The sequence below is a fragment of the Pseudomonas sp. 05N433 genome (genome assembly GCF_056396925.1).
Map to the genome: position 1 here is coordinate 1 of NZ_JBFTML010000075.1, position 21800 is coordinate 21800.

Sequence of the window (21800 nt, forward strand, 5' to 3'; positions counted from 1 at the left end):
CGACGTCCCAGAAAACCGAAGTGCGCAGGGATTTGTTGTCTTTGATGAAGGGCATCGGGAACAGGTATTCGACCCCGCCGGTAATGAGGATATTGCCGCCCAATGCGTCGGTGTCCCGATCCGAATAATACGCCTGGCCGGCACTGGCATAGGTGCCGGTGGCCGGGGTGTTGCGCGGGCCGAGGGTGCCGCTTTCAAAGCCGCGCACCGAACCTTCGCCACCGGCCGTGTAGTTTTCATAGAAGGGCAGGCCGTCGGTCGAGCCGTAGCTGTTGCCATAACCGAGCTTGGTGTGGAAACGCAGCGAAGTGGCGTTGCTCAGTGGCAGGAAGGTCTGCCCGGTGTAATCGATCTTGTAGAAACTCAGATCACTGCCGGGCACTGTCACCGTCAGGTTGAGGTTCTGCGAATGTCCGCGGGTGGCCAGCACGCCCTTGTTCAGGGTCGATTCCGACCAGCCGAGGTTGGCCTTGAAGTTGTTGAACTCCTTGCCCTCGCGTGCAATGAAATCGTAGATCTCATCAGCGCTGTAGGTGCCTGGCTCGATGTTGTCGTGTTGCACGGTCAGGCCGAAACTCAGCCGTGAGGTTTCATTGATCGGGTAGCCAAGTGAAGTGCCGGCGCCATAACTGTTGATGGAGTAGTACGAAACGCCGTCACTGTAATAATCGCTGTAGTCGGTGGCGTTGTAGAACAGGTTGTAGCCCAGGCTCACCCCGTCCGGCGTGAAGTAGGGGTTGGTAAAACCGAAGTTGTACTTGCTTTGGTAGTCCGAGCGGGTCAGGCCCAGGCTGGCGTAGTTGCCCGTGCCCAGGAAGTTGTTCTGAGTGATCGAACCTCCGAGGATCAGGCCGGAACTCTGAGAGAAACCGACGCTGGCGCTAATCGAACCGGAGGCCTGCTCTTCGACGCTGTAGTTCACGTCAACCTGGTCGTCGACGCCCGCTACAGCCGGCGTCTCGACGTTGACTTCCTTGAAGAAGCCCAGTCGTTCCAGGCGGGTCTTGGATTGGTCGATCAGGTAGGTCGATGCCCAGCCACCTTCCATCTGACGCATTTCGCGGCGCAGCACTTTGTCGTCGGTCTTGGTGTTGCCACGGAAGTTGATGCGGTTGATGTAGGCCCGCTTGCCCGGGTCGACCACGAAGGTGATATCGACGGTATGGTCGTCATTATTCGGGTTGGGGACCGCGTTGACGTTGGTAAAGGTGTAACCCTCGTTGCCCAGGCGACGGGTGATCAAGTCCGAGCTGGTGGTCATCAGCTTGCGGGAAAACACCTGGCCTTGCTGAACCAGCAACAGGGAGCGGATCTGGTCTTCAGGCACTTTCAGGTCACCGCTGAGCTTGACGTCACGAACGGTGTACTTCGCGCCTTCGTTGATGTTGACGGTGATATAGACGTGTTTCTTGTCCGGGGTGATCGACACCTGGGTCGAGGTGATGTCCATGTTGATATAGCCGCGATCCAGGTAATAGGAGCGTAGGCGCTCCAGGTCACCGGAGAGTTTTTCGCGGGCGTACTTGTCATCGTTCTTGAAGAACGACAGCCAGTTACTGGTCTTGAGCTCGAACAGGTTGATCAGGTCTTCATCAGCAAAGACCGTGTTGCCCACCACGTTGATGTGTTGGATCGCCGCGACAGAGCCTTCGTCGATCTTGATTTTCAGGCCCACGCGGTTACGCGGTTGTGGGATCACTTCGGCATCGACCGACGCCGAGTAGCGGCCCTGAGCGACGTATTGGCGCTGCAGCTCGTTGCGCACGCCTTCGAGGGTGGCGCGCTGGAAGATCTCGCCTTCGGCCAGACCGGATTGCTTGAGGCCCTTCATCAGGTCTTCAGTGGAGATCGCCTTGTTGCCTTCGATCTCGATACTGGCGACCGAGGGGCGCTCGACCACCGTGATGATCAGCACGTCACCGTCGTGCCCCAGCTGGATATCCTGAAAGAAACCGGTCTTGAACAACGCACGGGTGGACTCCACCAAACGACGATCATCCGCTTCATCACCGACGTTCAACGGCAATGCACCGAACACGCTGCCGGCGGAAACCCGTTGCAGGCCATTAATGCGAATATCGGAAATTTTGAAGCCTTGGGCGTGCGCAAATGTGGCGTTGAGCAATAGTGCAGCCGAGCAGAGCAGGCGCGAAAAATTCATCAAGATCTTATCCAGAACACATCGACAAGCAGCGTAGGCGGGCGCGGATATCTCACAGCAAGACGAGTTACCGCGAAGCGAGCAGGCTGGTGGAGGTGAAGCATAAAAGCTCGGTGCGTTTGGTGCGGTTAACCAAGTGTCAAGTTAGGTAAAGGTTTGCCCGGGGCGATGACGCTGTGCAGCGCAAGGGCGATAATGCGCGGCCCCCACTCAAGAGCCCGCCATGATCTCTGTATTGCTCGTCGACGATGACCAGGAACTGACTGGAATGCTCAGCCAATACCTGGAGCGTGAAGGCTTCGAGGCGACCGCCGTGCACACGGGCGAGGAGGGTGAGATTCAAGCACTGTCCGGGCGCTACAGCATTGTGGTGCTGGACGTGATGCTGCCACGCCTGTCGGGTATCGAGGTGCTCAGGCGCATTCGCGCCGTGAGCCAGGTACCGGTGGTGTTGCTCACGGCCCGTGGCGATAACATCGACAAGATCACCGGCCTGGAACTGGGGGCCGATGACTATGTGCCTAAACCCAGTTCACCGGGGGAACTGGTGGCGCGTTTGCGGGCAATCATGCGTCGGGTGCAGCCGGCGGATCAGCCCACCACCGAAGTGATCAGGACCGGCCCGCTGGTCTTGTGGCCCGGCAAGCGCCAGGCCCAGTGGCAGGGGGGCGAGCTGGGGGTGACCAGCACCGAGTTCAGCCTGCTCGAAGAACTGGCCCGCTGTGCCGGGCAGGTGGTGAGCAAACAGGACCTGTCGCTCAATGCCTTGGGCTGTCCCTTGACCCGCTACGACCGGCGCATCGACGTGCACATCAGCAGCATTCGCCAGAAGCTCGGTCCGCGCCCTGACGCCAAGGCCTGGATTCAGAGCGTGCGTGGCCTCGGTTATCTGTTGATCGCCGAATGATGAAACCCAGTCGGCTGTTCTGGAAACTGTTCCTGGCGTTTTGGCTCGCCACCAGCCTGACGTTTCTGGTCGGGGTGGGCATTCTGGTACTGGGTAATCACGGGCCTGGCGATCCTCATTTGGAGGCCATCCTGGCCAGCGAGGAACAGCTGCTGCGACAATTCGGCGTCGAGTCGGGAAGGCAATTGCTGACAGTGTGGCGGCACCCCGGTGACGAAACCATTGGTGTCTATGACAGTGCCGGTCAACTGCTGGCTGGGTCGCCGGTTCCGCGGCCAGCGTTTGAGCGAACGGTCATCAGCAAGGACGGTCTGGCCCTCTCGCTCAGATCCTCACAGCCCCTTGGCAAAGAAGGTGAGCAAGGGCCGGGGCGTTCGATCCCGCTGATCATCGGCACGGTGATGAGTGCGCTGTTCAGCGGGTATATGGCGTATTACCTGGCGTGGCCGTTGGCCTATCTCAGGCGGGCGATGAGCGATGTGGCCAAGGGGCGCTTCGAAACCCGGGTCAAACCGATGATGGGCGGGCGCCGCGATGAAATCGTCGATCTGGCCGGGGACTGTGACCGAATGGCCAACCAGCTGAAACTGCTGGTGGAGGCCCAGCAACACCTGTTGCATGACATCTCTCACGAACTTCGCTCACCGTTGACGCGCATGCAAGCTGCCATCGGGCTGTTGCAGCAAGAACCGGCCCGCCAGGAAATGGTGGAGCGCATCCAGCGCGAATCGGTGCGAATGGATACGTTGATCGAGGCGTTGTTGACCCTGGCGCGCATGCAGGGCCGGCCCGAGAGTATCGACCGCGAGCCACTCGACATCATCGAGTTGCTGGCGGTGATCGTCGAGGACGCTCAATTCGAGGCGGGAATGAAAGGTTGCCGGGTCAGTCTGCAGGCGTGCCCGGCCTTTGTCAGTYGGGTCAGCGGCGAGTTGCTGTATCGGTGTTTCGAGAACGTCATTCGCAACGCGGTGCGCCATACCAGACCGATGACGGCGGTTGTTGTGTCGGCTGAGGTCAATCTCGAAGCAGACTGCCTGACGGTGCGGATTACCGATCAGGGGGCGGGTGTTGAAAACGAGAGGCTGCTGAGCATTTTCTACCCGTTCGAGCGTGGCTTGAGCGAGGCCAGTGCCGGTTTCGGCCTGGGCCTGGCGATCGCCTCAAGGGCCGTGGAAATGCATGGCGGCACGATTGTGGCGCGCAACGAGCCGTCCGCTGGGCTGACCGTGGAAATCAGCTTGCCCCGTCAGGCGTGATCTTTACACGATATTACATTGGCTTGACGGCTCTGTACGCCTCGCCTCAGTAGACTTCCCGCTCAAACTTACGCAGCGTTTGCTGATGTTTCAGTGTGGAGGTGGGCATGTTTCTGGTTCATAAAAAGGGCTTCGTTTCCGGCAAGAAAATGGTCGACGGGCTGGTGCCCTATGACTTCTTTTGTGAAGACAATCCGGCCATCAATCTGTTTGTGTTTACGGGTTCTACCGCGCAGGGCAAAACGGTCGAGGAGCAGACGCTCTGGGGCTTTACCCGACTGGAGCGTTTTGAGGCGTTGACCAGCACCCTGGTATCGAACAAAAAAAATGATGGCTGGTTTCAAACGGTCAATGTGCTCACCGGGCCTGCCCAGAACGGCACCCAAAGCGTGAAATTTCAGCGGGTGCTGAAGATCATCAAGCATGCCGCTGTATCGAGCCGTATCGCCGGCAAGGTGCAATACGAGATCCTCACGGATGACGGCGACACTTATTTCACCCGTCCGCCCGCGACAGCAGACAGCGCGCAAACCATCATCTATGTGGCAGAGCAATAACTCGTTAGTTAATAACCGCGAAGGTGTTTACTGGAAATACATCGCACCATACAATGAGAATCATTACTACTAACTCATTGAGTGCAACGTCTTGAGCCATCCCCACCTCTTTGCCCGCCGCAAGGTTTTCATCAAACACGCGCTGCCGACACTGTCCTGCGTGATGTTCGCCGGTCCTTTGTGGGCACAGGAACTGATTGAACTGCCGACCACGGATATTCAGGCGAGCCGCGTCAGTCAAGACACCAGCTACACCACCTCTCAAGCCAGCACCGCAAGCAAAAGCGATGTGCCGATCAAGGAGGAGGCGCAATCGGTCAATGTCGTAACCCGGCAAACCCTGGCCGACTATCAGGTGCGCTCGCTGGACGACGCGATGAAGTTCGTCAGCGGCGTCAGCCAGGGCAACACCCTGGGCGGTTCCCGGGACTCGTTGGTCAAGCGCGGTTTCGGCACCAACGATGACGGCTCGATCCTGCGCGATGGCGTGCGTTCCAACCTGGGGAAAAACTTCAGCGCCACGACGGATCGCATCGAAGTGCTCAAAGGGCCTGCGTCGATGCTGTACGGCGCGCTGGAACCCGGCGGGTTGATCAACGTGATCAGCAAGAAGCCTGAATACACCCAGAGCACGACCCTGAGTGGCTCGGCCTACAGCGAAGGCGGCGGCACCATGGCCGTGGACACCACCGGGCCGCTGGGCGATACCGGCCTGGCCTATCGCCTGATTGCCGAACGCGGCCACGAGGATTACTGGCGCAACTACGGCGTGAATGAAAGCACCCTGGTTGCACCGTCGCTGACCTGGACGGGCGAACGAGCCAGCCTGACCCTCAGCTACGAATACAACGATTACTCCAAACCCTTCGACCGTGGCACGGTGTTCACCAATGGTCATCCGGCGGACATCGACTACGACAAGCGCCTCGACGAAAAATGGGCCAAAAGCGTCGGTATCCGTGAATTGGCCACCGCGCGTTTCGAGTATCAGCTGAGTGACGACTGGAAAACCCGCGTTACCTACGGCTGGAACAACGACCGCTACAGCCTCTCGATTGCCCAGCCGAGTTCGTTGACCGGCAACAACCTGCGACGTGCTGCCAACGGCGCTCACTACGACGATGAAACCCGTTACGCCAGCTGGGATTTCATCGGCCAGCAGGAACTGTTCGGCCAGCGCCATGACTTGCTGATCGGCGCGGACACCGAAGCGTCCGACCAATTCCGTGGCAAAACCTACCGTAATACCGCGCAGTCAGGCTTCGACATCACCTCGCCGGTTTATGGTCGTCTGGCCGAGCCGAGCCTTGTCAGTGCCAGCCAAAGTGACCTGAGCAACCAGTTGAACTCCAGCTCCGTGTACTTCAAGGATAACTGGCACCTTGATGACCGCTGGATCCTGGTTCTCGGCGGTCGCCAGCAGCATTTCGATCAGTACAGCGATCAGGGCCGCGGCAGCAGCTACAAGGTCAACCGCGACGATAACGGCGATGCCTTCGTGCCGTTCCTGGGGCTGGTCTACAAAGCCACCGATAGCTTGTCGCTGTACGGTAACTACAGTCGTTCGTTCAAGCCCAATACCCAAGTCGACGATGCCGGCCATACCTTCGATCCGGAGGAGGGCCGCAGTTATGAGGTCGGCGCCAAGTACGATCCGCTGCCGGGGCTGAACATCAACCTGGCGCTGTTCGACATCGAGAAGAAAAACGTCGTGACCACCCAGACGGTCGGTGGCGTCAGCCTCTCGGAGGCGGCGGGCAAAGTCGGCTCACAGGGTCTGGAACTGGACATCACCGGGCGTGTGGCCGAGCGCTGGGACCTGATCGGCACCTACGCTTACACTCACACGGAAATCCTCGACGATCCGGATGACGAAGGTCACCGCCTCGCCGATGCGCCGAAGCACACCGCAAGCCTGTACCTTACCCATCACCTGAATGTGCCTACGGAGTTCGGGGCCTGGCATGCAGGCGGCGGTGCGCGTTATGTCGGCGAGCGTGCGGCCAACAATGCCAACGATTTCTGGCTGAGCAGCTACACCGTCGCCGATGCCTTCGTGCGCTGGGAGGCGCCGATGTTCGGGTACAAGACGTCGCTGCAGTTCAACGTCGACAACCTGTTCGACAAACAGTACTACCCGTCCTCCACCGGCAGCCAACTGGCGGTCAATGTCGGCGAGCCGCGCACGGCACGCCTCAGCGCCAGCGTGACGTTCTGATCGCACTGTCTTGATGTGCCGCCCCGTTCTGCCCGTGGAACGGGGCGGTAGCCTTCCTTCAACTCGACGACGCTTCAGGCGTCGGCGAGCTGAAACCGATAACCCACCCCATACAACGATTCAATCGGATGCTCCCCCGGGCAGGCTTGTTCGAGCTTGCGCCGCAGATTGCGGATATGGCTGTCGACCGTGCGGTCGGTGACCACCCGGTGATCGGAGTAGATCCGGTCGAGCAACTGATCCCGGGAAAACACCCGTCCCGGCGAGCGGGCGAGGGTGCTTAGCAGGCGCAATTCCAGTGGTGTCAGGTCCAGCGTTATGCCGTCGAGGGAGGCCAGGTACTGTTCTTCGTCAATCTGTAGACGCGGTGGTGCAGACGTCAAAAGCTGAGGGCTGCGTCGCAGGATGGCTTTGACCCTGGCTACCACTTCACGCGGGCTGAAGGGTTTGCAGATGTAGTCGTCGGCGCCCAGGTCCAGTCCGAGCAGGCGATCCACTTCCTCGACGCGGGCGGTGATCATGATGATCGGTACGGCACTGAAGCTGCGCAGTTCCTTGCACACTTGCAGGCCATCGCGTCCAGGCAGCATCAGGTCGAGCAGGATCAGCCGTGGCTCGCGGGCACGGACCGCCGGTACCACCTCCAGCCCGTTGTCCAGGCATTGGGTCGCATACCCAGCGGCGATCAGGTAGTCACGCATCAACGCGGCCAGCTTGGGCTCGTCTTCGACGATCAGGATCGAGTTGTCGTTGACCATGGTTCAGGCATTCCGTGGCAGGCGCAGGGTCAGCCAAAGGCCACCCAACGGGGAATGATCGGCACTGAGGCTGCCGCCGTGAGCGAGGGCGATGCTGTGACAGATCGCTAGCCCCAGACCGGCGCCACCGCTGGCGCGGTTGCGTGAGGTTTCGCCGCGGTAGAAGCGCTCGAACAGCCGCGGTAACTGATCCGCATCGACCCCGGGGCCGGAATCAAGGAAATCGATGCGTACGTCGTCGCCATCGCTGGCCGCACGAATACGCAGCACACCGCCTTCATCGGTATAGCGCACGGCGTTTTCCAGCAGATTGCCGAACAGTTGCTGCAAGCGCTTGGGGTCGGCTTCCACCCTTGGCGGCGCTGTCGGTAGTTCCAGCTCCAAGCGCAAGTGCCGGGCGTTGCAGCGCTCCTGGAACATCGCCACGCAACTTTGCAGCAGATCGTTGAGATCGCATTCGCTTTTACGGTAGGTCAGCGCGCCCACATCGGCCAGGGACAGTTCATACAGGTCATCCACCAGTTTGCTGAGCATGCCGACTTCGCCTTGCAGCGATTTCATCGACGACTGATCGAGGGTGCGCACACCGTCTTCGATCGCTTCCAGTTCACCTCGCAACACCGACAGCGGGGTGCGCAGTTCATGGGACACATCGGCCATGAACTCCCGGCGCATTTTTTCGTTGCGCTCCAGCGTATACGCAAGTTGATTGAAGTCGCGGGCCAACTGACCGACTTCGTCATTGGAGGACACCGCCACCCGGTTGCTGTACTCGCCTGCGGCCAATCGATGCGTGGCGGCGGCTACTCGCTTGACGGGGTCAAGCAAAGTGCGGGCGATCCACCAGGCGATCAGCATTGCCAGCAGCAACGAGAACACGCCCACGGCCAGACTGGTGCGCAACAGGTACAGGCGAAAGCGTTCACCGCCGGCTTCGGTCACGTTCTGGAACGGCGTTACCGCCAGCCAGCCGACGGTTTTACCGGCCACCTCGATCGGGCGCATCAGGGCGTCGTCGGCAATCGCCGAGTAGCCCATGACCAACTGCTTTTGCTGGTCCAACAGAGCGATGCGAAACACCGCGCCGGTCAGGTCAGACGTGGGCAGGGTCGGCTGCTGCGGGTTGGTGAAGTCTACGCCCGGCTCCGGTCGCATGAGTTCGAACCAGCGATCCGGCTGGTTGCGCAGAAATTCCCAACTGCCTTCGCGCTCATAGGCGCTGGCCAGGCGCGGCAGCACTGGGGTCATGCGCAACAGAGCCTGTTCGTTGAGGTAATCGAGAAAGCCTTTGCCGAAGCTCCAGCCGTTGGCCAGCCCCATGCTCAGGATGACAAACAGCACACTGGCCAGTACCGCGATAAACAGTTTGGTGGAGATACTCAGTTTCATGGGCTCGGGCAGGTCGGTGAATGGCCCGTCCATTTAGGCCCTGGCGCGACGAAGATTCAAGGGCGGCAGGCAATCTTCAATTTTCCTGCACATTTGCCTCGCAGTATGGCGTCTGGCTTCAGCCACCCCGTCTTGCAGAGGCATTTATGTCGACCAAAATTTTCGCCAAATCCCTGGTAACCGCCGCGGTTTTACTGTCCTTGATCATTCTGGTGGTGTTGAGCGGTTGCTCCCCCGGCGCATCCGCGCCCGTGGTCGAACCGGCCAAAGTGTCAGTGATCACGGTGCAACCTCAAAGCCAGGCGCTGACCACGGAGCTGGCCGGGCGCACTCAGGCGTTCATGATCGCCGAGATTCGCCCGCAGGTCGGCGGTATCGTCCAGCAGCGGCTGTTTGTCGAAGGTGCCGAGGTCAAGGCCGGACAGGCGCTGTATCAGCTGGACGCGTCCTCATACAAGGCTGCATTGGCTGAAGCACAGGCGACCCTCGCCAAAGCTCGCGCCACGTTGAAGTCGGCCCAGGCCACAGCCAGGCGTGATGCCCAGTTGGCGAAGATCGATGCCATCAGCCAGCAGGACAACGAGGATGCCCAGGCCAGTCTGCTGACCGCCGAGGCTGAACTGCAAGTGGCCCAGGCCGGCGTGGATACCGCGCGCATCAACCTGGCCTATACCCGCATCAGCTCGCCCGTCAGCGGGCGTATCGAAACTTCGACGGTCACCCCTGGCGCATTGGTGGTGGCCAATCAGGACAGCGCACTGACCACGGTGCAGCAACTGGACCCGATCTACGTGGATATCACGCAATCGACCACTGAGCTGTTGCGCCTCAAGCGCGACCTCGCCAGCGGTGTGCTGCAAAGCAACGGCGAGGGCGAAGCGCGGATCAGTCTCAAGCTCGACGACGGCAGCACCTACGCCCATGAGGGCCGCTTGAAATTCAGCGGGGTCAGCGTCAATGAGGGCACCGGCACCGTGACCCTGCGGGCGGAAATCGCCAACCCGGACCGGCTGTTGCTGCCGGGCATGTATGTACGGGCGGTGCTGGAGCAGGCCCGGGACGATCAAGCGATCCTGATTCCGCAGCAAGCCGTGACCCGCAGCGCCAGTGGCGTGACGTCGGTGTTGCTGGTGGTCAATGGCAAGGTCGAACAGCGTGTGCTGACTATCGATCGCGCCGTGGGCAACCAATGGTGGGTCACCTCGGGCCTGACGGCGGGTGACCAGGTGATTGTCGAGGGCGGGCAGAAAGTCCGGGTCGGCGCCCCGGTGCTGGCGCAAAACCCGGGCACTCGCAGCCGCACGCGGCAATCGGCGCCGACTGCCATTGCGCAGGAGGGTTGAGCATGGCGCGGTTCTTTATCGATCGACCGATTTTTGCCTGGGTCATCGCCATTGTCATCATGCTCGCCGGCGCCTTGTCGATCAGCCAACTGCCGCTGGAACAGTACCCGGACATCGCGCCGCCAACGGTACGGATCTCCGCCACCTACACCGGCGCCTCGGCCGAGACCGTGGAAAACTCGGTGACGCAGGTCATCGAACAGCAGATGAAAGGGCTGGATAACCTGACCTACATGTCGGCCTCCAGCAGTTCGGCGGGCAGCGCCAGCATCAGCCTGACCTTTGCCGCCGGCACTAACCCGGATGTGGCGCAGATGCAGGTACAGAACAAACTGCAACAGGCTGAATCACGACTGCCGCAATCGGTGCAGAGCGAAGGCCTGACCGTGACCAAGGGCGGTTCGGACTTTCTGATGATTGCCGCCCTGGCCTCCGACAACCCAAGCGTCACCGGCACCCAGATCGGCGACTACATTTCCAGCACCTTGCTTGACCAGATCAGTCGTATCGATGGCGTCGGCGACGTGCAGACCCTCGGTTCGGGTTATGCCATGCGCATCTGGCTGGATCCGGCCCTGTTGGAAAAGTATGCGTTGATGCCCTCGGACATCAGTAGCGCCCTGGAAGCACAAAACACCGAGGTGTCCGCCGGCCAGCTCGGTGCCTTGCCAGCGGTGGCCGGGCAACAGTTGAACGCCACTATCAGTGCCCGCAGCAAGCTGCAAACCGCCGAAGAGTTTCGCAACGTGGTGGTCAAGTCCACCAGCAATGGAGCCGTGGTGCTGTTGGGCGATGTGGCGCGGGTCGAATTGGGCAGTGAAAGCTACGACGTGAGTTCTGCCCTCAACGGCAAACCCGCTGCCGCCATGGGCGTGCAGCTCGCCGCCGGGGCCAATGCCCTGAGCGTGGGTGAAGCGGTGAAGGCCAAACTTAAGGAACTGGAGCCTTTCTACCCTGCGCAAATGCAGCTCAAGAACGTGATCGCTTACGACACGACCCCCTTTGTCAGCCTGTCCATCGAAGAGGTGGTCAAGTCTCTGGGCGAAGCGATCGTGCTGGTGGTGCTGATCATGTTCCTGTTCCTGCAGAATCTGCGGGCCACGCTGATCCCGGCGATCACCGTGCCGGTGGTATTGCTGGGCACCTTCGGCGTGCTCGCGCTGTTCGGCTATTCAATCAATACCCTGACCATGTTCGCCATGGTCCTGGCTATCGGACTGCTGGTGGACGATGCCATCGTGGTGGTGGAGAACGTCGAGCGGGTGATGAGTGAGAAGGGACTTTCGGCGCTGGCGGCGACTCGCCAGTCCATGGCGGAAATCACCAGCGCGCTGATCGGCATCGCTCTGGTGCTCAGCGCCGTGTTTATTCCCATGGCATTTTTTGGCGGTTCCACCGGGATTATCTATCGGCAGTTTTCGGTGACCATCGTCTCGGCCATGCTCCTGTCGGTGTTGGTGGCGATGACCCTGACACCGGCCTTGTGTGCGACCTTGCTCAAGCCGTCCGATGCCCAGGGCCATGGTGCGCAAAGCGGCTTCTTCGGCTGGTTCAACCGCAGCTTCGAACGCAGCGCCTTGCGCTATCAACAATGGGTCGGCGGCATTCTGCAGCGTGGGCGTCGGAGCCTGCTGGTGTACGGGGTGATTTTGCTGGCGATGGGCGCTGGTTATGCCAGCCTGCCGACTTCGTTCTTACCGGACGAAGACCAAGGCATCCTCATGGCGCAGATCCAATTGCCGGTGGGCGCCACCGATAGCCGTACTCAGGCCGTCATGAAGCAGTTCGAGAGCTACATGCTCGAACAATCGGAAGTCGAGGCGCTGATCAGCATCAGCGGTTTGGGCATGGGTGGCAACAGCCAGAATACCGGCCGGGCTTTCATCAAACTCAAGGACTGGAGCGAGCGTTCAGGGAAAGGGCAGGACGCGGCTTCTATTGCCCAACGTGCAACCCTGGCGTTGGCGAGCATTAGCGATGCCAACGTGTTTGTCATGCAGCCGCCCGCTGTACGTGGCCTGGGGCAAAGTTCGGGTTTCGACCTGCAACTCAAAGACCTTGGCGGGCTGGGGCATGACGCCCTGGTCGCCGCGCGGGAGCAGTTCATCGAGTTGGCGAAGAAAGACCCGCGGCTGCTGGGAGTACGCAGCAATGGCCTGGACGATACACCGCAGCTCAAAGTCAGCATCGACGATCGCAAGGCCGGCGCCTTGAGCCTGAGCACCAGTGACATCAACAGCACCTTGTCCACCGCGTTGGGCGGCACTTACGTCAACGACTTCCTCAACCAGGGGCGGGTGAAGAAGGTCTACGTGCAGGGCGAGGCGTCGGCGCGGATGCAGGCGGCCGACCTGGAGCACTGGTTCGTGCGCAACAGCAAAGGTGAGATGGTGCCGTTTTCCTCGTTCGCCAGCAGCGCGTGGAGCTATGGCTCGCCGTTGCTGGAACGCTACAACGGCAACGCCTCGCTGGAGGTGGTCGGTGATCCGGCACCGGGGGTGAGCTCCGGGGTTGCGATGGATGCGGTGGAAGCGATCATCAAACAACTGCCCGAAGGCATCGGCTACGAGTGGACCGGGCAGTCATATCAACTGCGCGTGTCCGGCTCCCAGGCGCCGCTGCTGTACGGGATCTCGGTGTTGTTTGTGTTCCTCTGCCTGGCGGCGTTGTACGAGAGTTGGTCGGTGCCGTTTTCGGTAATGCTGGTGGTGCCGCTGGGGGTGGTCGGCGCGGTGCTGGCGACCCGCTTCAGTGGTTTGAGCAACGACGTGTACTTCCAGGTCGGGCTGTTGACCACGGTGGGACTGGCGGCGAAGAACGCGATTCTGATCGTTGAGTTTGCCAAGCACCTGCAAGAGCAGGGCAACAGCCTGCGGGACGCGACACTGACTGCCGTGCGCCAACGCCTGCGACCGATCCTGATGACGTCTTTGGCCTTCATGTTCGGCGTGTTGCCACTGGCATTGAGCTCCGGCGCCGGTTCTGCCGGGCGCCAGGCCATCGGCACTGGCGTGCTGGGGGGCATGTTCAGCGCCACCGTGCTGGGGATCTTCTTTGTGCCGCTGTTTTTCGTGCTGATCCGTCGTCGTTTCGGTCGCGTATCCACCGCAACAACCGCCAACCCAACCGCGCAGAAAGGTGATGCATGATCAAGTTTCATTGGCCCTTGTTGGCTGCTCTGGTGTTGCTCAGTGGTTGTGTCAATCTGGCGCCGCAGTATCAGCGCCCCGAAGCGCCGGTCGCCGGGCAATGGTTGCCGTCGACCAGCGTGGCCTCAGGCGATTCGGCGGCGGATATTCACTGGCAGCAGTTTTTTACCGACAGTCGCCTGGCGCGCTTACAGACCCTGGCGCTGACCAACAACCGTGATTTGCGTCTGGCCAGCCTGAACATCGAAAAGGCCCAGGCTCAATATCGCATTCAACGGGCGGCGGCGTTTCCCACCATCGATGCAGGAGTCAGCGGCACACATAGCCGCACGTCCAGCAGCGGCACGGCGAGCACCAGTCATGAGTACAGTGCGCAACTGGGGCTGAGCAGTTATGAACTGGATGTGTTCGGGCGGGTACAGAACCTTCAGGACGAAGCGCTGGAAGACTATCTGGCGCTGACCGAAACCCGGCGTAGCACCCAGATCAGCCTGGTGGCTGAAGTGGCCACGGCCTGGCTGACGCTGGCGGCGGACAACGAGCGTTTGCAACTGGCCCAGGAAACCCTGCGCAGCCAACAGGCAACCTACGAACTGACCCAACGCAGCCATGCCTTGGGTGGCTCTTCCGGCTTGGCCCTGGCCCAGGCGCAAACCACTGTGGAGTCGGCCCGAGGCGATGTGGCGGTCTACGCCAGTCAGATTCTCCAGGACCGCAATGCCTTGCGCTTGCTGGTCGGCAGTGATGTTCCCGATGAGCTGCTTCCCGGTGCGAGTTTGCAATCGGTCGCGCTGCTGGTGCAGGTGCCGGATGAGTTACCGTCCAGTCTGTTACAACGGCGCCCGGATGTGCTGGCCGCCGAACACACCCTCAAGTCGGCCAACATGGATATCGGCGCGGCGCGGGCGGCGTTCTTTCCGAGCATCAGCCTGACCGCCAATGCCGGTTCTGCAAGTTCGGCCTTGTCCGGCCTGTTCAAGTCCGGCAGCGGCGCCTGGACCTTCGCCCCGAGCGTCAGCCTGCCGATCTTCGATGCCGGCAGCAATCGCGCGACACTGGATGCGGCCAAGGTCGAGCGTGAAATTCAGGTGCAGACCTACCAGCAAACCTTGCAGACCGCCTTCAAAGAAGTGGCCGATGCCCTGGCGGTGCGCAGCACCCTGGACCAACGTCTGACGGCCCAGCAAGCCTTGACCGACGCCAGCCGTAAAAGCTTTGAACTGGCCGACGCGCTCTATCGCGGCGGCTCGCAAAGCTACCTCGAAGCGCTGGACGCCCAGCGTTCGTTGTACAGCGCCCAACAGGACCTGATCACCCTGCGTCTGGCCGAGCAGAGCAACCGGGTGACGTTGTACAAGGTAATGGGGGGCGGCTGGAATTAATGTTCGCGATCAGGCCCGCCCCCCTGGATCAGTGCCCGCCCACCACCATATGGCTAAACGGCGCCACATACGCCTGCAACGTCACCAGCCCGCCGACCAGAATCGCCAGCACCACGGAGTGGAAAAACACGTAGCGCAGGATTTCCCCTTCATGGCCGTACCAGCGGGTGGCGGTGGACGCGACCACGATCGACTGGGCGTCGACCATCTTGCCCATGACCCCGCCAGAACTGTTCGCGGCGGCCATCAGCACCGGGCTCAGGCCCAGTTGCTCGGAGGTCACCCGTTGCAAGCCGCCGAACAGCACGTTGGAGGCCGTGTCCGAGCCGGTCAGGGCCACGCCGAGCCAGCCGAGCAGGGTGCCGAACATCGGGTAGAAAATGCCCGTTGCGGCGAAGGCCAGGCCCATGGTGGCGTCGAGGCCCGAATAGCGGGTGAGAAAACCCAGGGCGAGCATCGCCACAATGGTGGTGAGCGAATAGCGCACTACCCACAGCGTTCGCAGGTAATGGTGCAGCAGTTGCGGGATTGAGTACCCCATCAGCAGCCCGCCGAGGATCGCCGCGAGCAAGATGCCGCTACCGGTGCTGGTGAACCAGGTGAACTTGTAGATCGCGTCCTCGGCTTTCGGTGCGGGCACCACCGGCGGGACCTTCTCGATCTGTTGATGAATCGTGGTGAAGGTCACGCTCGGGGCAAAGATCGGGTTGGCCTCGCGCATCGGTTTGCCCTGCGGATCAAGCTTGGCCGAGTGGGTTTGCGGATCCATGGCCGGGCGGGTATCGAACAAGTTTTTGAAGCCCTGGGTGCCCCAGGCGAAAACGAACACCGTGAGGATGATCCACGGCATCCAGGCGCGCATAACCGCGGGTTTTGCATCGCTGGCAAAGGTCGCGCTGGCGACGGGTTTCTGGTCATGCTCCTGGGCTATTTTGGAGTTGTCGACTCGCCCTGACAGGGCGGCCGAGGTATGCACCGTGGCTGGTTTCCAGACCCTGAGGAAACCAGTCAGGCAGGCCATGGAAATCAGTGCCGCGATGACGTCCACCAGCATTGGCCCGTGGTAGTTGGAGACGAGGAATTGCGGTATGGCGAAGCTGACGCCGGCAACCAGAATCGGCGGCCAGATTTCCAGCATCTTGCGCCATCCGGCGAAGGCCCAGATCAGCCAGAACGGCACGATCACCGAGAAGAACGGCAACTGCCGACCGACCATCATCGACAGCTCCATTTCATCCAGCCCGGTCACTTTGGCCAGGGTGATGACGGGCGTGCCCAGAGCACCGAACGCCACGGGCGCGGTATTGGCAATCAACGCCAGGCCAGACGCGGCCAGGGGTGAGAAACCCAGCCCGATCAAAATGGCCCCGGTTACCGCCACGGGAGTGCCGAAACCGGCGGCCCCTTCGAAGAAGGCACCGAAGCAGAAGGCAATCAGCAGCAATTGCAGACGTCGGTCGTCGGTGATGCGCGCCAGGGAGTCTTGCAGCACTTTGAACGAGCCGTTCTCGGTGGTCAGCCGATGCAGGAAAATAATGTTGAGCACGATCCAGCCAATCGGCAACAGACCGTTGGCGGCGCCGAACAGTGCGGCCGAGCCCGCCATGTTCGCGGGCATGCCGAAGGCGAAAATCGCGATCAGCAAGGCCGAACCCAGGGCCAACAACGCCGCCAGATGCGCCTTGATGTGGAAAAACGCCAGGGAAACCAGCATCACCACCACCGGCGTCGCCGCCATGAGGGTTGATAGCACCGGGTTACCGAAGGGGTCGTAGATTTGCTGCCAGACCATTTTCCACCTCTGCTTTTTATTGTGGGTAGCGCGGGGAAGGTGGCTTGAGTATAGGTGGCAATACGCTGCTGTCCTGGCGGGTGCTTGCCAGCCCTACGATGCGCGTTAGGTTTCTAGACCCTCCTGAAGCGTGCGCTCCTTTCGACCATCGCCACGATCGTTTCGAAGAGTTCGTCCTGTGCCTGCTCCGCGGTGATTTCTCCGGTCGCGGCGGCATGGGACAGCGCCTCGGCGGCACCGAGCATCGCCCGAAGACTCGCTGGCGCGATATCACCGGTGCCGGCGAAGGGGAGCAGGGCGTTGCGGCACTTGCCCATGAAGATCGCTTCGTACTCGCGCTTGATCTTTTCCAGCTCGGGCGAGCTCGTCAGCGCCGCGATCACACCCGGGATCTCGCGGCCCTGAAGCAGAACGCAGTCGACATAAGACGAGGCGATGACCATTGCCTTGCTGGCCAGTGTCGGTTCACTGGCTTCAAGCGCGGTATCCATGAGCGCGGTCTGACGTGCGTCGAACTCCTGATAGAGCACCGCCAGCAACCCGGGGCGGGTGGTGAAGTGATCGTAAACCACCGGTTTTGTGACCCCCGCCTGTTCGGCGAGCCGGCCAAGCGTCAACGCGTCCGTACCTTCCTCTCGAACGAGTTGCCAGGCGACATCCAGCAACTGGCGCAGGCGCTCCTCCCGCGACATCCGCCGGCGCGGTTGCGGATTGGAATCTTGCTCGGGTGTTTCGGTGCTTGACATGGCTATATACCAAAAGTAGCTTGCTGAGCGTAACTTACCAAGAGTATATAAGGCTCGTCTTTCACCCTCAATCACTCATTCCGTAGCAGGAGATTTTGTTATGCACGCGCTCATCGTTGTGGCTCACCATGACCCCCAATCGCTTACCCATAGCCTCGCGAGACACGTCGCTGAAGGAGTATCCGAGGCGGATGCCGACCACTCTTTCGAAATTGCGGACCTCTGGGCGCAAGGGTTCGATCCGAGATTCGGCGCGGCCGATCTCGCCGTCCATCACCGTGAAGCACCGCCGCCCGCCGATGTGGCCGCCGAGCAGGCGCGAATCGATCGCGCCGATGCACTGGTGCTGGTTTATCCGGTTTATTGGTGGTCGATGCCGGCGCTGCTCAAAGGCTGGATCGACCGTGTGTTCGCCAATGGCTGGGCGTTCGATTTCGCGGCGGATGCCAGGTTGGAGAAGAAGCTTCGCCATCTGCGGGTTCATCTGGTGGGTGTTGGCGGTGCCGACGCAGGAACCTATGCGCGCCACGGTTATGCCGACGCCATGAAGACGCAGATCGACCATGGGATCTTCGATTATTGCGGTGCTTGCGTGGTGACGTCCGAGTTGCTGCTCGAATCGGAAATCCAGGAACCGACGGTTCATCTGCAGGCTGCGCGCGCGATCGGTCGTGAGCTTTTCGCTGCCTCCGGACGCTGCGACGCGGAGCAGGATGTTCAGCGTTGCCGAGCGGTCAGCGCCGAGGCTTTTTGACAGGCAAAAAAAAGAGCCTCAAAGCTCTTTGATGGGGAGGAAGTAGAGCCGAGAGGCTCAAGATGCGCATGAAACAAGGGGTGGGCTTATTGGGGTTCAGTTCACCCACCACTTACGCAACGGCTTAAACCTCCAACCGCTGCGTACCACTATCGTAGGAAGCCGTGGTTTAGCACTCAAGTACCATTAGTCTGCTGCCCCTGGCCAACCAGCCCGGCGCAACGCCTTGAGCAAGGTGTCGGCGTCCAGACCGGGCACTGTATGACCGTTGCCTTCGGTGGTATTGGCAGCCAGCAGGGCATTGATGATCGCTTCTTCCACGGCTTCGGTAGCGGCGAGGAACAGTTCGCTGATGTGGTCGTTGTTGACCATGCTCAGGTGGTCGCAGGTGGGTGCGCCTTTGCCTTGATAAGCGGCCGGCGGCACGTGTTGATTACCGGTGGCGAAGGCCACGAAGATGTCGCCGCTGTGGTCTTCGTTGCCGCCGCCGGTGCGAGCCAGGCCGAGGCTGGCGCGTTGCGCGAGTCGGGTGCATTGGTGCGGCAGAAGAGGCGCATCGGTGGCCAGGCAGACGACGATCGAGCCCATGCCCGGATGAGGCAGGGAAGCTTTGAGGAAAGGCGAATCGGCCTGTTCCATATAACGTCCCACCGGGTAACCATCGACGCGCAACTCGTTGCGAATGCCGTGGTTGGCCTGGACGATCGCACCGACGGTCCAGCCTCCCTGCGCTGCATTCAGCCGCCGCGATGCGGTGCCGATCCCGCCCTTGAATTCATGACAGATCATCCCGCTGCCGCCGCCCACGGCGCCTTCGATGACCGGGCCGCCGACCGCTGTACGCAACGCTTCGGCTACATGTTCAGGACGTACATGAAAGCCGTTGATGTCGCTGAGCAAACCGTCGAATGTTTCCAGCACCACCGGCATGTTCCAGTAAAGACGCCCGTCGTCGGGCTGGTCCTGACGATCCAGCGCAATCAGCGCATCACGCACCACGCCCAGGCTGTGGGTGTTGGTGAAGGCGATCGGGCTGGTCAGCAGGCCGGCCTCACGAATCCACTCCAGCCCCGTGGCATCGCCATTGCCGTTGAGCACATGGACGCCGGCGAAGCACGGCTGTTGATTGGTGGAGCCGGCACGGGGCTCGATCAGGGTGACGCCGGTGTGAATGTCGCGGCCGTCAGCGGTTTGTCCTCGCACATTGCTGTGACCGACCCGTACGCCGGGCACATCGGTGATGGCATTGAGGGGGCCGGGTTGCAGTTGGCCAAACTGAATGTTCAGGTTGCGGGCACGTGGTTTCATTATTTCTCTCATCTTCAATTCGTTCAAAAAATGGGGCTTATCGACCGTTCCAGTAGCAGCCGCCGAACGCCGCGTTCGGCCGTAGCAGCTGTCGAGCCTGCGAGGCTGCGTTCGGCGGCGAAGCCGTCGTGAATCCGGCTGACGCGGTCAGGGTTCCAGGGTGAACAGCTTGTCCATGGCCTCGGCCGGTGGGTAAACAGCAGGGTTGTTGCGGGTCGCCTCGGTCACCAGGCTGGTCGCGCTACGGTTGCCGTTGGGGTAGGACAGGTGGTCGCTGACCGGCGCGATGACGTCGGGGCGCATCAAGTAGTCGATGAACGCCACGCCTTGCTGCGGATGCGGGGCGTCCTTGAGCAGTACCAAGGTGTCGAACCACACCGGCGCACCTTCTTTCGGCAGGCTGTAGGCGATCTTCACGCCATTACCCGCCTGTTCGGCGTTGGCCTTGGCTTCCAGAATCGCGCCAGACCAGCCCACCGCCACGCAGATGTTGCCGTTGGCCAGGTCGCTGATGAATTTGGAGGAGTTGAAGTAGGCGATGTGCGGGCGCAATTTGAGCAGCAGCGCCTGGACTTTCTTGTAGTCCTCGGGGTCGGTGCTGTTGGGCGGCAGGCCCAGGTAATGCAGCGCGACCGGCAGCATCTCCGAAGGCGAGTCGAGCATGGCTACGCCGCAGTCGCCAAGCTTGGCCAGGTTCGCTTCGTTGAACACCAGTTCCCAGGAGTTCACTGGCGCCTTGTCGCCCAGCGCGGCACGGACCTTGTCGACGTTGTAGCCGATACCGTTCGTACCCCACAGATACGGCACAGCGTACTGGTTACCCGGATCGTTGTTGGCCAGTTTCGCCAACAGGTCGGTGTCCATGTTTTTGAAGCCGGGCATTTGCGCGCGAGGCAGTGGCGCCAGCGCACCGGCCTTGATCAGCGTCGGCAGGCTGAAGTTGCTGGCCACCACCACGTCATAACCGCTGCGGCTGGTCAGCAGTTTGCCTTCCAGGACTTCGGCGCTGTCGAAGGTGTCGTAAACCGGCTGGATCCCCGTGTCGCGCTTGAAGTCCTGCAAGGTGGTGGGGCCGATGTAGTCGTACCAGTTGTAGACGTGCACGGTGGGGTTGTCGGCGGCGACTGCCGACAGCGAAGCGCACAAGCAGGCGCTCAGTCCCAGGTTGATATGCGAACGGTGACAACTCATGATGCGGCACTCCTGGCCTGCTGCAGGCCGGTGATGATCAGGTGCTTGCAGCGTATCGGCAGGCGAGGTACTCACCCATTCCCATCATGGGTTACTCAAAAGGGGTAGGGCGTGGACGCGTTGCTCAAAGAATTGCCGATGCACCAGGGACTGGCGCGGGTGTTTGGCACATTGGGGCAGGAAGGTTTCTGGCGAGCGCTGGTGGACACCTTGCGGCTACTGGTACCACTGGATAACGCGTTGGTCGCGGTGATGCGGTCAGGGCGGGTGCCGCGACTACTGATCGATTTCGATTCCAAGGGCGGCGCCGACGAGCATGAGGAATTGGCGGACTACAGCGCCGGTATGTATTTGCTCGATCCGTTTTATCAGGCCGCGTGCGCTGGTATTGCCGATGGCTTGCACAGCCTGGCGTCGGTGGCCCCCGACCAGTTTCAGCAGAGCGAGTATTACCTGAGCTACTTTCGCTCGGTGGTGGGCAGCGACGAATTGCAGTTCATGGTCAACGTTGACGGAGCGGTGCTCGGTTTATCCTTGGGGCGCACGACGGCGTTCACCCTTGAGGAACAGGGCCGTCTGCTGTGCGTGCGCGATTGGGTGCTGGCGGCCATGCGCCGTCACCTGCAACTGCTGCCCCCGGAAGGGCCGACCGCCGAGGCCGTGGCCGGCGATCTGGCGACCCTGCTGGACCGCTTCGACGCACGTTTGTCGGGGCGCGAAGTCGAGACGGCGCGGTTGATCCTCCAGGGCTTTTCCAGCAAAGCCATCGCCCAGCAACTGGGTATTTCCCCGGAAACGGTGAAGGTGCATCGGCGCAATCTTTACCACAAGCTCAACGTTAACGGGCATGGCGAGTTGTTTGCGCTGGTGTTGCAGCCGCGTTGAC

16 protein-coding genes are annotated in these 21800 nt (G+C 61.1%); 9 read left to right on the forward strand and 7 right to left on the reverse strand.

Translation table 11 applies throughout. The features are described from left to right. A partial coding sequence (gene bamA / locus AC1DIS_RS27550) for an outer membrane protein assembly factor BamA (protein WP_477781209.1) occupies positions 1 to 2161 on the reverse strand: 2161 nt, incomplete at its 3' end. A 223-nt stretch (positions 2162 to 2384) separates the two neighbouring features. Here bamA and AC1DIS_RS27555 point away from each other — a divergent pair. The 4 genes from AC1DIS_RS27555 to AC1DIS_RS27570 all read left to right on the forward strand — a co-directional run bounded on the left by AC1DIS_RS27555 (position 2385) and on the right by AC1DIS_RS27570 (position 7102). Further along, positions 2385 to 3068, forward strand: a complete 684-nt coding sequence (locus AC1DIS_RS27555) for a response regulator transcription factor (protein WP_138867430.1) — start codon at positions 2385 to 2387, stop codon at positions 3066 to 3068. Then, positions 3065 to 4327, forward strand: coding sequence for a HAMP domain-containing sensor histidine kinase (locus AC1DIS_RS27560; protein ID WP_477781210.1), 1263 nt, complete (start codon positions 3065 to 3067; stop codon positions 4325 to 4327). The genes AC1DIS_RS27555 and AC1DIS_RS27560 overlap by 4 nt, the downstream gene beginning before the upstream one ends. 107 nt (positions 4328 to 4434) lie before the next feature. Continuing rightward, positions 4435 to 4884: a hypothetical protein gene (locus tag AC1DIS_RS27565; RefSeq protein ID WP_258614447.1), complete on the forward strand. Its 450-nt coding sequence runs from the start codon at positions 4435 to 4437 to the stop codon at positions 4882 to 4884. A gap of 91 nt (positions 4885 to 4975) precedes the next feature. After that, the gene (locus AC1DIS_RS27570) at positions 4976 to 7102 is read left to right on the forward strand and encodes a TonB-dependent siderophore receptor (RefSeq protein ID WP_477743196.1); all 2127 of its coding nucleotides are present in this window, start codon (positions 4976 to 4978) and stop codon (positions 7100 to 7102) included. 74 nt (positions 7103 to 7176) lie between these two features. On the opposite strand, the gene AC1DIS_RS27575 is transcribed toward AC1DIS_RS27570, so the two are convergent. Then, a complete protein-coding gene (locus AC1DIS_RS27575) occupies positions 7177 to 7860 on the reverse strand; it encodes a response regulator (protein ID WP_477743195.1) in 684 nt (227 codons plus the stop codon). Positions 7861 to 7863: 3 nt separating this feature from the next. Further along, complete coding sequence (baeS, locus tag AC1DIS_RS27580; protein WP_477743194.1) at positions 7864 to 9282, reverse strand: sensor histidine kinase efflux regulator BaeS; 1419 nt, start codon at positions 9280 to 9282, stop codon at positions 7864 to 7866. A 113-nt stretch (positions 9283 to 9395) separates the two neighbouring features. On the opposite strand from baeS, the gene AC1DIS_RS27585 reads away from it, so the two are divergent. Genes AC1DIS_RS27585 through AC1DIS_RS27595 form a run of 3 tightly spaced genes read left to right on the forward strand, consistent with a single transcriptional unit; the run spans position 9396 to position 15123 of the window. Next, positions 9396 to 10592 (forward strand): efflux RND transporter periplasmic adaptor subunit, encoded by a 1197-nt coding sequence (locus AC1DIS_RS27585; protein ID WP_477745483.1) that lies wholly within the window; start codon positions 9396 to 9398, stop codon positions 10590 to 10592. Positions 10593 to 10594: 2 nt separating this feature from the next. Beyond that, a complete protein-coding gene (locus tag AC1DIS_RS27590; RefSeq protein ID WP_477743192.1) occupies positions 10595 to 13741 on the forward strand; it encodes an efflux RND transporter permease subunit in 3147 nt (1048 codons plus the stop codon). Further along, positions 13738 to 15123 (forward strand): efflux transporter outer membrane subunit, encoded by a 1386-nt coding sequence (locus tag AC1DIS_RS27595; RefSeq protein ID WP_086945607.1) that lies wholly within the window; start codon positions 13738 to 13740, stop codon positions 15121 to 15123. The genes AC1DIS_RS27590 and AC1DIS_RS27595 overlap by 4 nt, the downstream gene beginning before the upstream one ends. Before the next feature lie 28 nt (positions 15124 to 15151). Here the strand turns inward: AC1DIS_RS27595 and AC1DIS_RS27600 are convergent, their stop codons facing one another. Beyond that, positions 15152 to 16915, reverse strand: a complete 1764-nt coding sequence (locus AC1DIS_RS27600) for an L-lactate permease (protein WP_018928963.1) — start codon at positions 16913 to 16915, stop codon at positions 15152 to 15154. Between the two features lie 113 nt (positions 16916 to 17028). Then, entirely contained in the window at positions 17029 to 17661 is a 633-nt protein-coding gene (locus AC1DIS_RS27605) for a TetR/AcrR family transcriptional regulator (RefSeq protein ID WP_477743191.1), read from the reverse strand. A 100-nt stretch (positions 17662 to 17761) separates the two neighbouring features. On the opposite strand from AC1DIS_RS27605, the gene AC1DIS_RS27610 reads away from it, so the two are divergent. After that, positions 17762 to 18415 (forward strand): NAD(P)H-dependent oxidoreductase, encoded by a 654-nt coding sequence (locus AC1DIS_RS27610; RefSeq protein ID WP_064617580.1) that lies wholly within the window; start codon positions 17762 to 17764, stop codon positions 18413 to 18415. Between the two features lie 186 nt (positions 18416 to 18601). On the opposite strand, the gene AC1DIS_RS27615 is transcribed toward AC1DIS_RS27610, so the two are convergent. Further along, the gene (locus AC1DIS_RS27615; RefSeq protein WP_064617582.1) at positions 18602 to 19723 is read right to left on the reverse strand and encodes a DmpA family aminopeptidase; all 1122 of its coding nucleotides are present in this window, start codon (positions 19721 to 19723) and stop codon (positions 18602 to 18604) included. Between the two features lie 147 nt (positions 19724 to 19870). Next, the gene (locus tag AC1DIS_RS27620; RefSeq protein ID WP_477781211.1) at positions 19871 to 20914 is read right to left on the reverse strand and encodes a polyamine ABC transporter substrate-binding protein; all 1044 of its coding nucleotides are present in this window, start codon (positions 20912 to 20914) and stop codon (positions 19871 to 19873) included. A 111-nt stretch (positions 20915 to 21025) separates the two neighbouring features. Here AC1DIS_RS27620 and AC1DIS_RS27625 point away from each other — a divergent pair, with 111 nt between their 5' ends. Continuing rightward, the gene (locus AC1DIS_RS27625) at positions 21026 to 21799 is read left to right on the forward strand and encodes a helix-turn-helix transcriptional regulator (RefSeq protein WP_258614102.1); all 774 of its coding nucleotides are present in this window, start codon (positions 21026 to 21028) and stop codon (positions 21797 to 21799) included. The last annotated feature ends 1 nt before the right edge of the window (position 21800 follow it).

What these genes read in the sequence shown, in the direction of transcription:
- AC1DIS_RS27615 (WP_064617582.1), bottom strand. Translation starts at nt 19,723, where the DNA reads ATGAAACCACGTGCCCGCAACCTGAACATTCAGTTTGGCCAACTGCAA.
- AC1DIS_RS27575 (WP_477743195.1), bottom strand. Translation starts at nt 7,860, where the DNA reads ATGGTCAACGACAACTCGATCCTGATCGTCGAAGACGAGCCCAAGCTG.
- baeS (WP_477743194.1), bottom strand. Translation starts at nt 9,282, where the DNA reads ATGGACGGGCCATTCACCGACCTGCCCGAGCCCATGAAACTGAGTATC.
- AC1DIS_RS27620 (WP_477781211.1), bottom strand. Translation starts at nt 20,914, where the DNA reads ATGAGTTGTCACCGTTCGCATATCAACCTGGGACTGAGCGCCTGCTTG.
- AC1DIS_RS27585 (WP_477745483.1), top strand. Translation starts at nt 9,396, where the DNA reads ATGTCGACCAAAATTTTCGCCAAATCCCTGGTAACCGCCGCGGTTTTA.
- AC1DIS_RS27610 (WP_064617580.1), top strand. Translation starts at nt 17,762, where the DNA reads ATGCACGCGCTCATCGTTGTGGCTCACCATGACCCCCAATCGCTTACC.
- AC1DIS_RS27600 (WP_018928963.1), bottom strand. Translation starts at nt 16,915, where the DNA reads ATGGTCTGGCAGCAAATCTACGACCCCTTCGGTAACCCGGTGCTATCA.
- AC1DIS_RS27605 (WP_477743191.1), bottom strand. Translation starts at nt 17,661, where the DNA reads ATGTCAAGCACCGAAACACCCGAGCAAGATTCCAATCCGCAACCGCGC.
- AC1DIS_RS27590 (WP_477743192.1), top strand. Translation starts at nt 10,595, where the DNA reads ATGGCGCGGTTCTTTATCGATCGACCGATTTTTGCCTGGGTCATCGCC.
- AC1DIS_RS27565 (WP_258614447.1), top strand. Translation starts at nt 4,435, where the DNA reads ATGTTTCTGGTTCATAAAAAGGGCTTCGTTTCCGGCAAGAAAATGGTC.
- AC1DIS_RS27595 (WP_086945607.1), top strand. Translation starts at nt 13,738, where the DNA reads ATGATCAAGTTTCATTGGCCCTTGTTGGCTGCTCTGGTGTTGCTCAGT.
- AC1DIS_RS27555 (WP_138867430.1), top strand. Translation starts at nt 2,385, where the DNA reads ATGATCTCTGTATTGCTCGTCGACGATGACCAGGAACTGACTGGAATG.